The 14,171-nt window shown below is 64.8% G+C and carries 11 protein-coding genes; 5 read left to right on the top strand and 6 right to left on the bottom strand.

The window, feature by feature from the left end; translation table 11 throughout:
* Positions 1-63 precede the first annotated feature (63 nt).
* Positions 64-1,554, bottom strand: coding sequence for an L-piperidine-6-carboxylate dehydrogenase (locus BMY68_RS27040; RefSeq protein ID WP_085533646.1), 1,491 nt, complete (start codon positions 1,552-1,554; stop codon positions 64-66).
* A gap of 163 nt (positions 1,555-1,717) precedes the next feature.
* On the opposite strand from BMY68_RS27040, the gene BMY68_RS27035 reads away from it, so the two are divergent.
* The 3 genes from BMY68_RS27035 to nadE all read left to right on the top strand — a co-directional run bounded on the left by BMY68_RS27035 (position 1,718) and on the right by nadE (position 4,910).
* Positions 1,718-2,623: a LysR family transcriptional regulator gene (locus BMY68_RS27035; protein WP_085533644.1), complete on the top strand. Its 906-nt coding sequence runs from the start codon at positions 1,718-1,720 to the stop codon at positions 2,621-2,623.
* A 229-nt stretch (positions 2,624-2,852) separates the two neighbouring features.
* Positions 2,853-4,079 (top strand): nicotinate phosphoribosyltransferase, encoded by a 1,227-nt coding sequence (pncB, locus tag BMY68_RS27030; RefSeq protein ID WP_007925207.1) that lies wholly within the window; start codon positions 2,853-2,855, stop codon positions 4,077-4,079.
* A gap of 3 nt (positions 4,080-4,082) precedes the next feature.
* Entirely contained in the window at positions 4,083-4,910 is an 828-nt protein-coding gene (nadE, locus tag BMY68_RS27025; RefSeq protein WP_053259437.1) for an ammonia-dependent NAD(+) synthetase, read from the top strand.
* Positions 4,911-5,136: 226 nt separating this feature from the next.
* On the opposite strand, the gene azu is transcribed toward nadE, so the two are convergent.
* Positions 5,137-5,583, bottom strand: a complete 447-nt coding sequence (azu, locus tag BMY68_RS27020; RefSeq protein ID WP_007921507.1) for an azurin — start codon at positions 5,581-5,583, stop codon at positions 5,137-5,139.
* A gap of 349 nt (positions 5,584-5,932) precedes the next feature.
* Here azu and BMY68_RS27015 point away from each other — a divergent pair, with 349 nt between their 5' ends.
* Positions 5,933-6,520, top strand: coding sequence for an LOG family protein (locus BMY68_RS27015; RefSeq protein ID WP_085533642.1), 588 nt, complete (start codon positions 5,933-5,935; stop codon positions 6,518-6,520).
* Positions 6,521-6,589: 69 nt separating this feature from the next.
* Positions 6,590-6,775 carry a hypothetical protein gene (locus BMY68_RS27010; protein WP_085533640.1) on the top strand — a complete coding sequence of 62 codons (186 nt, stop codon included), beginning with the start codon at positions 6,590-6,592 and terminating at the stop codon, positions 6,773-6,775.
* 24 nt (positions 6,776-6,799) lie between these two features.
* On the opposite strand, the gene BMY68_RS27005 is transcribed toward BMY68_RS27010, so the two are convergent.
* The 4 genes from BMY68_RS27005 to BMY68_RS26990 all read right to left on the bottom strand — a co-directional run bounded on the left by BMY68_RS27005 (position 6,800) and on the right by BMY68_RS26990 (position 14,090).
* On the bottom strand, positions 6,800-7,219 hold the full coding sequence (locus tag BMY68_RS27005; RefSeq protein ID WP_085533638.1) for an NUDIX hydrolase: 420 nt from the start codon (positions 7,217-7,219) through the stop codon (positions 6,800-6,802).
* A 116-nt stretch (positions 7,220-7,335) separates the two neighbouring features.
* Entirely contained in the window at positions 7,336-8,241 is a 906-nt protein-coding gene (locus BMY68_RS27000) for a transglutaminase family protein (RefSeq protein WP_085533636.1), read from the bottom strand.
* Positions 8,241-10,727 carry a circularly permuted type 2 ATP-grasp protein gene (locus BMY68_RS26995; RefSeq protein ID WP_085533634.1) on the bottom strand — a complete coding sequence of 829 codons (2,487 nt, stop codon included), beginning with the start codon at positions 10,725-10,727 and terminating at the stop codon, positions 8,241-8,243. The genes BMY68_RS27000 and BMY68_RS26995 overlap by 1 nt, the downstream gene beginning before the upstream one ends.
* Before the next feature lie 87 nt (positions 10,728-10,814).
* Positions 10,815-14,090: a transglutaminase family protein gene (locus BMY68_RS26990; protein ID WP_085533632.1), complete on the bottom strand. Its 3,276-nt coding sequence runs from the start codon at positions 14,088-14,090 to the stop codon at positions 10,815-10,817.
* Between the last annotated feature and the right edge of the window lie 81 nt (positions 14,091-14,171).

Below are 14,171 nucleotides of genomic sequence, written 5' to 3'. Positions count from 1 at the left end.
GGAGCTTATCGCAGCCTTCGGCAGCGGCTACAGCGCCCGGCAGGCGGGCGCGATCGGGGTCGATCAGTCGAAGGTAATACCCTGCGCCAATGGCAACTCCAGCGAGTAGTTCACGGTGTTGGTCTGCCGGCGCATATAGGCGCGCCAGGCATCGGAGCCGGACTCGCGGCCGCCGCCGGTTTCTTTCTCGCCACCGAAGGCGCCGCCGATTTCCGCGCCGCTCGGGCCGATGTTGACGTTGGCGATGCCGCAGTCGCTGCCCACCGCCGACATGAACTGCTCGGCCTCACGCACATCGGTGGTGAAGATGCAGGACGACAGGCCTTGCGGCACGGCGTTGTTCAGGCGCAGCGCTTCGGCGAAATCGCTGTAGCCCACCACGTAGAGGATCGGCGCGAAGGTTTCGCTGCACACCACGTCGCTCTGCTCCGGCATCTCGACGATCGCCGGCGACACGTAATAGGCGTTGGGGAACTGGTCTTCCAGCTGGCGCTTGCCGCCGAACACCCGGCCACCCTCGCTCAGGGCCTGCTCCAGCGCATCCTGCATGTTGTCGAAGCTGTGCTTGTCGATCAGCGGGCCGACCAGGTTGCCTTGCAGCGGATGGCCGATGCGCACCTTGGAATAGGCGGCCTTGAGGCGGGTGACGATTTCTTCCTTCACCGATTCATGGGCAATCAGCCGGCGCAACGTCGTGCAGCGCTGGCCAGCGGTGCCGACGGCACTGAACAGGATGGCGCGCACGGCCATGTCCAGATCGGCGCTCGGCCCCAGGATCATCGCGTTGTTGCCGCCCAGCTCGAGGATGCTGCGGGCGAAACGCGCGGCGACTTTCGGCGCCACTTCGCGGCCCATGCGGGTGCTGCCGGTGGCGCTGATCAGGGCCACGCGCGGGTCGTCTACCAGCGCTTCGCCGGCGTCACGCCCGCCGATGACCACCTGGCTCAGGTACTCGGGGGCATCGCTGAAGTTCTTCAGCACGCGTTCGAACAGCGCCTGGCAGGCCAGGGCGGTCAACGGGGTCTTTTCCGAGGGTTTCCAGATCACCGGGTTGCCGCAGACCAGCGCCAGGGTGGTGTTCCAGGCCCAGACCGCGACCGGGAAGTTGAACGCGCTGATCACCCCGACAATGCCCAGCGGGTGCCAGGTTTCGCGCATGTGGTGGCCCGGGCGCTCGGAGGCGATGGTCAGGCCGTACAGCTGGCGTGACAGGCCGACCGCGAAGTCGCAGATGTCGATCATTTCCTGCACTTCGCCCAGGCCTTCCTGGGTGATCTTGCCGGCTTCCCAGGACACCAGCTCACCGAGGTCGGCCTTGTATTCGCGCAGCACTTCGCCGAACTGGCGCACCAGCTCGCCACGCCGCGGCGCCGGCACCTTGCGCCACAACTCGAAGGCATGCTCCGCGCGACTGACCTGCTGCTCCACCTCGGCCGCGCCCTGCCAGTTCACCGAGGCGATGCGGCTGCCGTCGATCGGCGAATGCACGGGCTGCTTGCCCGATTGATACAGGGCCGGGTTCACACCAAGACGATCAAGCAATGCGGCAACCATGGGTCACTCCTTACAAATGGAAAGCAAAAAGTCGTAGCCGTTGACACAGCTATTCAGGACTGTAGTTGTAGCCGGCCCGAGACTTGCCAACAAACGACGATTAGGCGAGATATCATTCCGTTTATTCATGCTGCGTGGCCGGGACACGAACAAGGAACCCTCGATGCTGAACAAACGCTACCTGCCCTCGATCACCGCCCTGCAGTGTTTCGAGGCCGTCACCCGGCACCTGAGCTTCACCCGCGCCGCCGAGGAGCTGAACCTGACCCAGAGCGCGGTCAGCAAGCAGGTCGCGCAGCTGGAAGAACTCCTGCAACACCTGCTGTTTCGCCGGGTACGCCGGCGCCTGCAATTGACCCCGGCCGGCGACCTGTACCTGGTGGAGGTGCGCAAGATCCTCTCGCAGATCGAGATGTCGACCCATTACCTGCGCTCCTACGGCGGCGAAACCGAAGTCCTGCGGGTGTCCACCCCATCGACCTTCGGTGCGCGCTGGCTGGTGCCGCGCCTCAAGGGCTGGCGCCTGCGCCACCCGCAGATCCACCTGGACCTGTGCAACGAGCAGGAAGCCGACGACCTGCTGCAGGGCCGCAGCGACATGGCGTTCTACTTTGGCCAGGGTTCGCGCCCCGGCACCGAGTGCCTGAAACTGTTCGGCGAAGAGCTGGTGGCGGTCTGCGCCCCCGGCAGCCTGCCGGACAAGCCGTTCACCGACCCGACGCAGCTGGCCGAGCTGGTGCTGCTGCAACTGGCCTCGCGGCCGCAGGCCTGGCATGACTGGTTCGACAGCCAGGGCTTCCACACCGAGCACAGCTATCACGGCCCGCGCTTCGAAACCTTCTACATGTGCATCCGGGCCGCCCAGGTCGGCTGCGGCGTGGCTCTGCTGCCGCGGTTCCTGGTGGAAGAAGAGCTGGCCGAGGGCAAGCTGGTGCTGGCCTGGGACTACGCCATGCCCAGCCACGATGCCTATTACCTGGCCTACCCCGAACATGCGGCCGAAGTGCCCAAGGTGCGGGACTTCGTACGCTGGATGCTGGAACAGATCGACAGCCCGACGCCGGCCTGATCCGGGATGGGGGCCAGACGGATGGACGCCATCGCGAGCAAGCTCGCTCCTACAAGAGCAGCGCGTACCTGTAGGAACGAGGCTTGCCTGCGATGAGGCCATCAGCCTCGACATCGTCCCCAAGCAAAAAACACTGGCAAAACCCACGGCGGATATGCGCCACTACTGCCTTCATTGAACAAGCTGGAAAGCCGCGCCCTTCATCGCGGCCAGCATGGAGATTCCCGTTATGAGCGAGAGTGTGTTTGCCGATCGCATCGTGCAGAACCTGCTCGACACCGACTTCTACAAACTGACCATGATGCAGGCGGTGCTGCACAACTACCCCAATGTGGAAGTCGAATGGGAATTCCGCTGCCGCAACAGCGAGGACCTGCGCCCCTATCTGGCGGAGATCCGCTATCAGTTCGAGCGCCTGGCCGACCTGAGCCTGAGCGCCGACCAGTTGAGTTTTCTTGAGCGCATCAGCTTCCTGAAACCGGACTTCCTGCGTTTTCTCGGGCTGTTCCGCTTCAACCTGCGGTATGTGCATACCGGTATCGAGAACGGCGAGCTGTTCATCCGCCTGCGCGGGCCCTGGCTGCATGTGATCCTGTTCGAAGTGCCGATGCTGGCGATCGTCAGCGAGGTGCGTAACCGCTATCGCTACCGCGAAGTCGTCCTGGAACAGGCGCGCGAACAGCTGTATCGCAAGTTCGACTGGCTGAGCGCCAACGCCAGCGCCGATGAACTGTCGCACCTGCAGGTGGCCGACTTCGGCACCCGCCGGCGCTTCTCGTACCGGGTCCAGGAAGAAGTGGTGAACGTGCTCAAGCACGACTTCCCCGGGCGTTTCGTCGGCACCAGCAACGTGCACCTGTCCCGCGAGCTGGACATGAAACCCCTGGGTACCATGGCCCATGAGTGGATCATGGCCCACCAGCAACTGGGGCCGCGGCTGATCGACAGCCAGATCGCCGCCCTCGACTGCTGGGTCCGCGAGTACCGCGGCCTGCTGGGGATCGCCCTGACCGACTGCATCACCACCGACGCCTTCCTCAACGATTTCGATCTGTACTTCGCCAAGCTGTTCGACGGTTTGCGCCACGACTCGGGCGACCCGATCGCCTGGGCGGAAAAAGCCATCGCCCATTACCTGAAACTGGGCATCGAGCCGATGAGCAAGACCCTGGTGTTCTCCGACAGCCTGACGCTGCCCAAGTCCCTGGAGATTTTTCGTGCGTTGCGCGGTCGGATCAATGTCAGCTTCGGTATCGGCACTAACCTGACGTGCGATATTCCCGGTGTCGAGCCGATGAGCATCGTGCTTAAAATGGCCGCCTGCAATGGCCAGCCCGTCGCCAAGATCTCCGACGAAGCGGGCAAGACCCATTGCAAGGATCCCAACTTCGTCGCTTATTTGCGCCACGTTTTCCAAGTACCTGCCGCCCTTTCTGGCACATCAAGCAAGGAGTGAATCATGCAAGCCGTACAGCGTGAGATTGCTGAACAGCTCAAGGTCCAACCCCCTTTCAAGGACCAGGCCGATCTCGAGGCAGAAGTCGCCCGGCGGGTCGCGTTCATCCAGCAATGCCTGCTCAATTCCGGGCTCAAGGCCCTGGTGCTGGGCATCAGTGGTGGCGTCGACTCCCTGACCGCGGGCCTGCTGGCCCAGCGGGCGATGCGCGAACTGCGCGCCAGCAGTGGCGACCAGGGCTATCGTTTCATCGCCGTGCGCCTGCCGTACGACGTGCAGTTCGACGAACACGATGCCCAGGCCTCGGTGGACTTCATCGAACCCGACGAGCGCCACACCGTGAACATCGGGCCGGCGGTCAAGTCCCTGGCCAATGAAGTAGCGGCCTTCGAAGGTCATCAGGCGGTAAGCCGGGACTTCGTCCTTGGCAACACCAAGGCACGCATGCGCATGGTCGCGCAGTACACCATCGCCGGCGCCGCCCATGGCCTGGTGATCGGCACCGACCACGCCGCCGAAGCGGTGATGGGTTTCTTCACCAAGTTCGGTGACGGCGCCTGCGACCTGGCCCCGCTGAGCGGACTGGTGAAGAACCAGGTGCGGGCCATTGCCCGGCATTTCGGCGCGCCGGAGTCGCTGGTGGAAAAGATCCCTACCGCCGACCTGGAAGACCTGTCTCCCGGCAAGCCGGACGAAGCGTCCCACGGCGTGACCTACGCCGAGATCGACGCCTTCCTCCATGGCCAGCCGGTGCGCGAAGAGGCGTTCAAGATCATCTGCAACACCTACAACAAGACCCATCACAAACGCGTGATGCCGTTCGCGCCATAAACAGCCCGTAGCCGCTGCCGAGCCTGCGAGGCTGCGCACGGCCGCAGAGCGGTCGCCAAACCAGGCGCCGCGGTAGGTTCGATGGACCGCGTGGGCAGGTTTTGCGAGGACTGCGTCCTCGTACGCAGCCTCGCAGGCTCGGCAGCGGCTACAAGTCTGTATACGCAGTTCCAGGCACAAAAAAAGCGCCCCGCAGGGCGCTTTTTTATTACACGGAATCAACCGATCACTTCAGCACCACGGCGCCTTTCATCATCGAGTTGTGGCCCGGGAACGAGCAGAAGAACTCGTAGCTTTCGCCAGCGGTCAGCTTCGACACGTCGAAGGTCACCGAGTCTTTTTCGCCGGAGCCGATGATCTTGGTGTGGGCGATGACGCGGCTGTCGCCTTCTTTCAGGTAGTTCTTGTCGATGCCGGCGGCCATGCCGTCGGTAGCGATACCGGCCATGTCCGCGCTTTTGCTCAATACCCAGTTATGGCCCATGACGTTCTTCGGCAGGCTGCCGGAGTGGGTCAGGTTCACGGTGAAGGTCTTGCAGCTCTTGTCGATGGTGATTTCCTTCGTGTTGAAGGACATCTGGTCGGTGGAGTCGACATCGACCTTACATTCGGCGGCCATCAGCTGGCTGCTGGCCAGTGTCAACAGGGATACCGCAACGAGTTTGGCAAACATGGTGAATCTCCAAGGCAGGGTTAACAAAATCCATCTGAATCCATGAAGGTGAAGACTGCCTGAGTTTTTCACAAGTTCCTATGATTTACATCAAGAAATTGTATACAACTTTGCGCTATCGGCCTGATCGAGAGAATCAAACAGCCAGCCATCGGCCCCGGGCCTATGCTCGGCGCACATCACTATCGGAGTGTCCGCCATGCACCTCAACAGCCTGTTCCGCAGCCTGCTCGCCGCCTATGCCTGTGGCGCCAGCGGCACCTATGAAAGCCCCCGCCGCGAGGATTGACCCTTGGAGCGCGGCCGGCCAGCCATTACTCTGTGGCCCTCACCGACCATGGAGTAAGGCATGTCTTTAGCGTCTGTATGCGTGTTCTGCGGTGCCAGCACCGGCACCAACCCGGCCTACCGCGAGGCCGCCGAAGCCCTCGGGCGCCAACTGGCCGAACGCAAGCTGACCCTGGTCTATGGCGGTGGCGCCGTCGGCCTGATGGGCATAGTCGCCGACGCGGCCCTGGCGGCTGGCGGCGAAGTCATCGGCATCATTCCCCAGAGCCTCAAGGACAAGGAAATCGGCCATCCGGGCCTGACGCGCCTGGAGGTGGTCGACGGCATGCACGCCCGCAAGGCACGCATGGCCGAGCTGAGCGACGCCTTTATCGCGCTGCCTGGCGGCCTGGGTACCCTGGAGGAGTTGTTCGAAGTCTGGACCTGGGGGCAATTGGGCTATCACGCCAAGCCCCTGGGGCTGCTGGAAGTGAATGGTTTCTACGAGAAGCTCACGGGTTTTCTCGATCATATCGTCGGCGAAGGCTTCGTTCGCACCCCGCACCGTGACATGCTGCAAGTGAGCGCATCGCCGCGCAAACTGCTGGAGGCGCTGGAAGCCTGGCAACCCACGGTAGCCCCCAAATGGGCCGAGCAGAAACCCGATTAACCGCCGGGCCCCGATACAGGGCAGAATACGCGCCGCTCAAACCTCACCTTCGACCCCAGAGGATCGCCCATGGCTAAACCCAATTACTCCTTCGCCAAACGTCAGCGAGACCTGGCAAAGGAGCAGAAGAAAGAGGAAAAGCTGCAACGCAAGAAAGCGGCCGCTGAAGAAGCCGGCGCACCAAGCCCGGATACAGAAGACGAAGTGGTCGTCGACGACGCCGATGCAGTAGACGATCAGGCCCCCAAGGCCTGAGACCCGCCAGGCCCGATACCTCTATCAGGCCCTCGGGATCTGGGGTCGGCCATCCGTTGCCGACCCTCGGATACCCAACGCTTTGACAATCGAATCGCGATAACCCTGTGGCAAGTTGGCCGGTAGCTGGTCCGGCGCGAACAGGCCGATTTCCTTGTGCTCGTGGCTGATGGTCGGGACAAAACCGCCCAGGAGCCGGCAGCGATAGGTCGAGATAAACACCTGCTTGCCGGGGATGACCTCGAACAGGTACGAATCCAACGGCTCGCCCACCGCTACCCGCACGTCCAGCTCTTCCTCGATCTCCCGCGCCAGGCATTGCGGCGCCGTCTCCCCCAGCTCGATGCGCCCGCCGGGCAGCTCCCACTCGTCACGCTCGTTGAGCATCAGCACCACCAACCCCTCGGGGGATTGCAACACGCCCTTGATCGATACCGGGAACATAAGTAACTCCTGTAAAGCCTGTAGCCGCTGCCGAAGGCTGCGCTCGGGCGCGTAGCGGCCGTGTTTTTTAGACCGCTGGAAGGTTCTGCGAACCTTATCGCAGCCTGCGGCAGCGGCTACAGAGAGATCCGTTCATTCAGCGGCATCACCGTCACCCGCACTTCCGGGTCGTGGCTGCCGCCGCCGAGAATCACCCCGCGCAACGGCGAGACATCGGAAAAATCCCGGCCCCAGGCCAGGGTGATGTGCTCCAGTGCCGGCTGCACGTTGTTGGTCGGGTCGAAATCCACCCAGCCGAGCACCGGGCAGAACACCGAAACCCAGGCATGGGAAGCATCCGCGCCGATCAGGCGTGGCTGCCCCGGTGGCGGCTGGGTCAGCAGGTAGCCGCTGACATAACGCGCCGCCAGGCCGCGGGAACGCAAACACGCGAGCATCAGGTGGGCGAAGTCCTGGCAGACCCCGCGCCGCCGCTCCAGCACTTCCACCAGCGGCGTCGCCACCTGGGTGGCTTCGGCATCGAAGGTGAACTCGCTGAAGATCTTTTCCATCAACGCTTGCACCCCCAGCAACAACGGACGCCCGGCGGGGAAACAGCTTTCGGAGAACTCGACGAAGCTTTTCTTCAAGTGCACATAAGGCGACTCGAAGCGGTAACGACACGCCTCCATCAAGGCCACGGACAACGGCCGGCTGCTGTAGGTCAGCGCACTGCGAGTGGCGTCCCAGGGCAATGAACGGGTGAAGTCCAGCGCGGGCCTGGCCAGCACCTCCACCGTCAGCTGCGCATTGACCAGCAGTTCGTCATGGGGCCGCTCGAACGCTAGCCGGGTCAGCGGGTTGCCGAACACGTCCAGCTCGTCGCGACGGCTGGTGGGGTCGGGGCTGATCAGCAGTTCCTGTTGGCTGCAATGCTGCCAGGCGCAGGCACGCGGCCACAGGTGCGCCAGCTGCTGGGCCAGGGAAACCGGACTGTCGTAGTGGTAATGGGTATCGTGGAATATCTGGTAATGAGCGCTCATCAGACGGATACCGTTCGTTGGCTGACATCGTCGACATGGGCGAAATGCCGCAGCGCCAGGCGGTCGGAGACCTGCCCGCTGGCATCGGCGATTTCCTGCAACAGGTCGGCCAGGCCTTCGAGCGCCGCCCGCACGCTGGCCTCGCCGAACAGCGGGTTTTCCAGGCAGCCCAGGTCGAAGCGCCCCAGGCGCCCCACCAGCTTGGGCAAACCGCCCTCGCGCGGTACGCCGAACTCGTCGTTCAAGCGATTGAGGGTCCGGGTCACCAGCTTCAGCTGGAACAGCACCGCATGGGGGTTCTGTTCGTCGAGCAGCAACAGGTCGAGCACCGGGATCAACTGCGCCACCGCCAGGTAGCGGGAACGGTAGGTGATGCTGCTGTTGCCCAGTTCCAGCAGCCACTCCAGCCCGGCCTGGTCGAACGCGGTGGCGCTGCGCAGGAAGGCCGCCAGGCTGCTGCTGAGAAACTGCAGGCGCTCGATGCGTCGGCCAATCATCAAGAAGCGCCAGCCTTCGTCGCGGGTCATGTCGTCCAGGGCGAAGCCCGACAGCGCCGCCAGGGACATCACCAGGCGGTTGAGGAAGTCCAGCAGCTCGCCGAAATCCGGCTCGCGGGCTTCCAGCGCCAAGGCTTCGCGCTGCAATTCCACCAGCGCCTGCCAGTTCTCCCGCGAAAGCTTGCCGCGCACCTGGGACGCCGCCCACTGCAGGCGCTGCAGGTTGGAGCGCAGGCTGAAGGACCAGTCATCCCCCTGCAAGGCCGCCAACAAACGCTCGGGCAACTCGCCTTCGTCCGGCAGCAACATCAGGCTTTCGCCCAGCTCGACCGCCGCCTGCAAGGCCTGCGGGTCATCGCCGTCGACATAGCGCGCCAGCATGATTCGCAACAGCCGTGCACTGCCATCGCAACGCTCGCAGTAACGGCCGAACCAGAACAGGTTTTCCACCACCCGCGACGGCAGGTACGGATCGCGCCGCACCAGTTCATGCACGCCAATGGTCCGCTGGCCTTTCCACTGTTCGCCGCTGGGCGCACGTTCGCCCAGCACCCAGGTGTCCTTGCTGGCGCCGCCGCGCTGCATCGATACCACCTCGGCATCGGCTTCGGCGGCCACCCGGGTCAAGCCGCCCGGCAGTACCCGGTAACCATCGCGGCTGGCCACGGCATACACCCGCATGCCAATAGCCCGCGGTTGCAGCTGGCCGTCCTCGGCCTGCCAGACCGGCGCCTGGGACAGTTGCGCCAGTTCCTGGGCGACATAGGCATAAGGTCGCGCCCGCATGCGCTCGGCCAGGGCCTGGCGCTCTTTCTCGCAAAGGTCGCGACCGAACAATGGAGCAAAGCTCTGGGACGGGAACGCCGGCTTGATCAGCAGTTCCGGGAGTTTCTCCAGGGCCTGGGCCAGCACCGGCGCCTCGCCGCACCACCAGGTGGCGACAGACGGCAGAATCAGTTCTTCGCCAAACAAGTGCTCGCTGATCTTCGGCAGGAAACCCAGCAGACCTGGCGACTCCAGCACGCCGCTGCCCAGGGCATTGGCCACCAGCACCCGCCCCCGCCGCACCGCCTCCAGCAGCCCCGGCACGCCGAGGGCCGAGTCGGTACGCAGTTCCAGCGGGTCGCAGAAGTCGTCGTCGAGCCGGCGCATGATCGCGTGCACCCGCCGCAGGCCGCTCAGGGTCTTGAGGTAGACCGTGGCGTCGCGCACCGTCAGGTCGCCGCCTTCCACCAGCGGATAACCGAGCTGGCGCGCCAGGTACAGGTGTTCGAAATAGCTCTCGTTGAAACGTCCCGGGGTCAGCAGCACGATCAGTGGCGCTTCGTCGTCCCGGGGCGCCTGGCGGGCCAGGGTTTCCTGCAGGGTGCGGAAGAACCCGGCCAGGTGCTGCACCTGCAGATCGCGGTACAGGTCCGGAAAGGCCCGGGACACGATCATGCGGTTTTCCAGGGCGTAGCCGGCACCGGACGGCGCCTGGGTGCGGTCGGCGGTGACCCACCAGCGCCCGTCCGGGGTGCGCGCCAGGTCGACCGCGTACAGGTGCAGGAAGGCGCCATCCGGCGGCTGGATGCCCTGGCACGGCCAGAGAAAGTTGTTATGGCCAAAGACCAGTTCGGCCGGCAGCAGGCCCTCGCGGATCAGCCGCTGGGGCCCGTACAGGTCGGCCAGTACCGCATTGAGCAAACGCGCCCGCTGCGCGATCCCGGCGGACAGCTGCTGCCATTCATCGGCGGCGATCACATGGGGCAACAAGTCCAGTTCCCACGGCCGGTCGGCGCCCTTGGGGTCGGCATAGACGTTGTAGGTGACGCCGTTTTCCTGGATCTGCCGGGTCAGCAGCGCCTGGCGCTGCATCAACTGCGCCGGCGTGCTGCGCTGCAACTGGTCGAACAGCCGGCGCCAGTGCGGGCGCACCGCGCCGCTGGCGTCGAGCAGTTCATGGTAGGTACCCGCCGTCAGCGGGTAGTGGTCAAGCAGGTCAGGCATGGAAAGCTCGGCAGACGGCAAGGTAAGTCAGATTAACGCAGACACATGACGCCCGGATATGCGAAACATCCGGGCGTCGCGTCTGCTTTAGAAACGTCGCAAATCGAGTGTCATCGGCAACTCGTCGTTGATCGTCAGGCTCGGCACCGACAAGGTGCCGGGGCTATGCCCCAGGCGGAAGAAGCGCGCCATGCGCCGGCTCTCGGCCTCGTTGGCATTCACCGGCAGGCTGTCGTAGTTGCGCCCGCCCGGATGGGCCACGTGGTACTGGCAGCCGCCCAGGGAACGCTGCATCCAGGTATCGAGCAGGTCGAACACCAGCGGCGCGTGCACCGGGATGGTCGGTTGCAGGCAGTTGAACGGCTGCCAGGCCCGATAGCGCACGCCGGCGACGAACTCCCCGACTCGCCCGGTGGGCTGCAGCGGCACCGCGACGCCGTTGCAGGTCAACAGGTAGCGCTGCGGCGCCAGCCCGGTGAGTTTGACCTGCAAGCGCTCCAGCGACGAGTCGACATAACGCACCGTGCCGCCAGCGGAGCCCTCCTCTCCCAACACGTGCCAAGGCTCCAGGGCCTGGCGCAGCTCCAGTTCGACACCGCCGACCGCGTAATCGCCGACCTTGGGGAAACGGAACTCCAGGTGCGCGGCGAACCACTCGGCCCGCAGCGGGTAGCCGGCGGCATTGAGCTCGACTATGACATCGGCGAAGTCCTGCTCGATGAAGTGCGGCAACAGGAAGCGGTCGTGCAGCTCGGTGCCCCAGCGCGCCAGCTTGGCCGGGGCGTAGGGCTCGCGCCAGAAGCGCGCGACCAAGGCCCGGAGCAACAGTTGCTGGGCCATGCTCATGCGCGCATGGGGCGGCATTTCAAAGGCGCGCAGTTCCAGCAGGCCCAGGCGGCCTGTAGCGCCATCCGGCGAGTACAGCTTGTCGATGCAGAACTCGGCGCGGTGGGTGTTGCCGGTGACATCGATCAACAGGTTACGCAGCAGCCGGTCGACCAGCCACGGCGGGCACTCTTCGCCCGGTTCGGGCATCTGCGCGAAGGCGATTTCCAGCTCGTACAACGCATCGTTGCGCGCCTCGTCGACCCGCGGTGCCTGGGAGGTGGGGCCGATGAACAGCCCGGAGAACAGATAGGACAACGACGGGTGGTTGTGCCAGTAGCTGATCAGGCTGCGCAACAGATCCGGCCGGCGCAGGAACGGCGAATCCGCCGGCGTCGCGCCGCCCAGTACGAAGTGGTTGCCGCCACCGGTGCCGGTATGGCGCCCGTCGATCATGAATTTCTCGGTGGTCAGGCGGGTCTGCCGGGCCTCCTCGTAGAGGAATTCGGTGCGCTCCACCAGTTCGTCCCAACTGGCGGACGGCTGCACGTTGACCTCGATCACGCCTGGATCGGGGGTGACGCGGAAGTTGCTCAGGCGCGGATCGCTCGGCGGCTCGTAGCCCTCCAGCAGCACCGGGCAATGCAACTCCTCGGCGGTGGCCTCGATGGCGCTGACCAACTCCAGGTAATCCTCCAGGCGCTCCAGGGGCGGCATGAACAGGTACAAGCGCCCGCCCCGCGCCTCGGCGCAGAACGCGGTGCGGGTCAGCCAGTCGGCGGACTGGTCGATCTGCGGCACCCGCTCATCGGCTGCGGCCGCTTCGCCGTGTTCGCGCAGTTGCGCACTGTCCGGCAGCTCGGGCAGCTCCTGGTTCGGGTCGGTGGGGTGCACATAGGGATACTCCGCCGCCGTCACCCAGGGCTGGGACGCCAGCGGCAGGCGATAACCCAGGGGCGAATCCCCCGGGATCAACCGGCAATGGGTGTCGCGCAGGTACCAGCGGCCGCTCTGCCACTGGTCGCCCCTCGCGGTACGGGCCAGCGGCAGGACCTGGCCGATGACCTTGTCCAGGCCCTGGCTAAAGACCTTGCGCAGGCGCGCCCGCTCCAGCTCGTCCGCCAGCCGCGAATCCTCGGCGCTGACGTTCTGCGGCAAGGTGCCTTCGCGCCACAGGTAGTAGAAGTTGTCTTCATAGGCCGGGAATACAAAGCGCGCGGGCAGCTTCAAGCGTTCGGCGACGCTGGCGAGGAAACGCCCGGCCAGCTCGCTGTCGGCGCCATAGTCTTCATGCTCGTCGGCAATCAGCGCGGCGTTGTGCCAGATCGGCACGCCATCGCGACGCCAGTAACAGTTCAGCGACCAGCGCGGCAGTTGCTCGCCCGGGTACCACTTGCCCTGGCCAAAGTGCACCAGGCCCTTGGGCGCGTAGTGGTTGCGCATGCGCTGGAACAGCTCGGCGGACAACCGGCGCTTGTTCGGCCCGAGGGCCGCGGTGTTCCATTCGGCGCCATCCGGGTCGTCGATCGAGACGAAGGTCGGCTCGCCGCCCATGGTCAGGCGCACGTCGCCCGCCAACAGGTCGGCATCGATCTGCCGGCCCAGGGCCTGGATCGCCAGCCATTGCTCCTCGGTGTAGGGCTTGGTGACCCGCGGCGCTTCCCACACCCGCTCCACCGACATCTCGTGGCCGAACTCGCATTCACAAGGCTCCACCAGGCCGCTGATCGGTGCCGCCGAGGACGGATCGGGGCTGCAGGCCAACGGGATATGGCCTTCCCCGGCAAATAGCCCGGAAGTGGCGTCCAGGCCGATCCAGCCGGCGCCGGGCAAGTACACCTCGCACCAGGCGTGCAGGTCGGTGAAATCGACCTCGGTGCCGGACGGGCCGTCGAGGGATTTGACGTCGGCGGTCAGCTGGATCAGATAGCCGGAAACAAAGCGCGCGGCCAGCCCCAGGTTGCGCAGCAGCTGCACCAGCAGCCAGGCAGAGTCGCGGCAGGAGCCGGAAGCCTTGTCCAGGGTCTGCTCCGGCGTCTGCACACCGGGCTCCATGCGGATCAGGTAGCCGATGTCTTCGCTCAGGCGCTGGTTCAGGGCCACCAGGAAATCCACCGCCGGTATCGGCGTGCGGTCGATGCCCTCGAGGTAAGCCTTGAACTTCGGCGTCAGTGGCAGGGTTTCCAGGTAAGGCGCCAGCTCGCGCTGCTCGTCGGCGGCATAGGCGAAGGGGATTTTCTCGGCGTAGGGCTCGAGGAAGAAATCGAACGGATTGAAGACCGCCATCTCCGCCAGCAGATCGACTTCGATCCGCAGCTCGTCGGTCTTCTCCGGGAAGACCAGGCGCGCCAGGTAGTTGCCCTGGGGGTCCTGCTGCCAGTTGATGAAGTGCTGCTCGGGCTGAACCTTCAGCGCATAGGAGAGAATCCGCGTGCGGCTATGGGCCGCCGGACGCAGGCGAACGATCTGTGGGCCGAGTTCGACCGCGCGGTCGTAGCGGTAATGCGTGACATGGTGCAATGCGACATGGATCGACACGGCGTGCCTCCTGCGGACCTGAACGTACACGAAAGCGCGCAAGACTTATGCCAGAGCACCAGTCCCGGGGCTTTCCCCAAC

The organism is Pseudomonas sp. NFACC41-3, from assembly GCF_900109505.1.
GTDB classification, from domain to species: domain Bacteria; phylum Pseudomonadota; class Gammaproteobacteria; order Pseudomonadales; family Pseudomonadaceae; genus Aquipseudomonas; species Aquipseudomonas chlororaphis.
Note: the sequence above shows the minus strand (reverse complement) of the source record. Positions and strands in the feature narration are given on the sequence as shown.

What these genes read in the sequence shown, in the direction of transcription:
- BMY68_RS27040 (WP_085533646.1), bottom strand. Translation starts at nt 1,554, where the DNA reads ATGGTTGCCGCATTGCTTGATCGTCTTGGTGTGAACCCGGCCCTGTAT.
- BMY68_RS27035 (WP_085533644.1), top strand. Translation starts at nt 1,718, where the DNA reads ATGCTGAACAAACGCTACCTGCCCTCGATCACCGCCCTGCAGTGTTTC.
- pncB (WP_007925207.1), top strand. Translation starts at nt 2,853, where the DNA reads ATGAGCGAGAGTGTGTTTGCCGATCGCATCGTGCAGAACCTGCTCGAC.
- nadE (WP_053259437.1), top strand. Translation starts at nt 4,083, where the DNA reads ATGCAAGCCGTACAGCGTGAGATTGCTGAACAGCTCAAGGTCCAACCC.
- azu (WP_007921507.1), bottom strand. Translation starts at nt 5,583, where the DNA reads ATGTTTGCCAAACTCGTTGCGGTATCCCTGTTGACACTGGCCAGCAGC.
- BMY68_RS27015 (WP_085533642.1), top strand. Translation starts at nt 5,933, where the DNA reads ATGTCTTTAGCGTCTGTATGCGTGTTCTGCGGTGCCAGCACCGGCACC.
- BMY68_RS27010 (WP_085533640.1), top strand. Translation starts at nt 6,590, where the DNA reads ATGGCTAAACCCAATTACTCCTTCGCCAAACGTCAGCGAGACCTGGCA.
- BMY68_RS27005 (WP_085533638.1), bottom strand. Translation starts at nt 7,219, where the DNA reads ATGTTCCCGGTATCGATCAAGGGCGTGTTGCAATCCCCCGAGGGGTTG.
- BMY68_RS27000 (WP_085533636.1), bottom strand. Translation starts at nt 8,241, where the DNA reads ATGAGCGCTCATTACCAGATATTCCACGATACCCATTACCACTACGAC.
- BMY68_RS26995 (WP_085533634.1), bottom strand. Translation starts at nt 10,727, where the DNA reads ATGCCTGACCTGCTTGACCACTACCCGCTGACGGCGGGTACCTACCAT.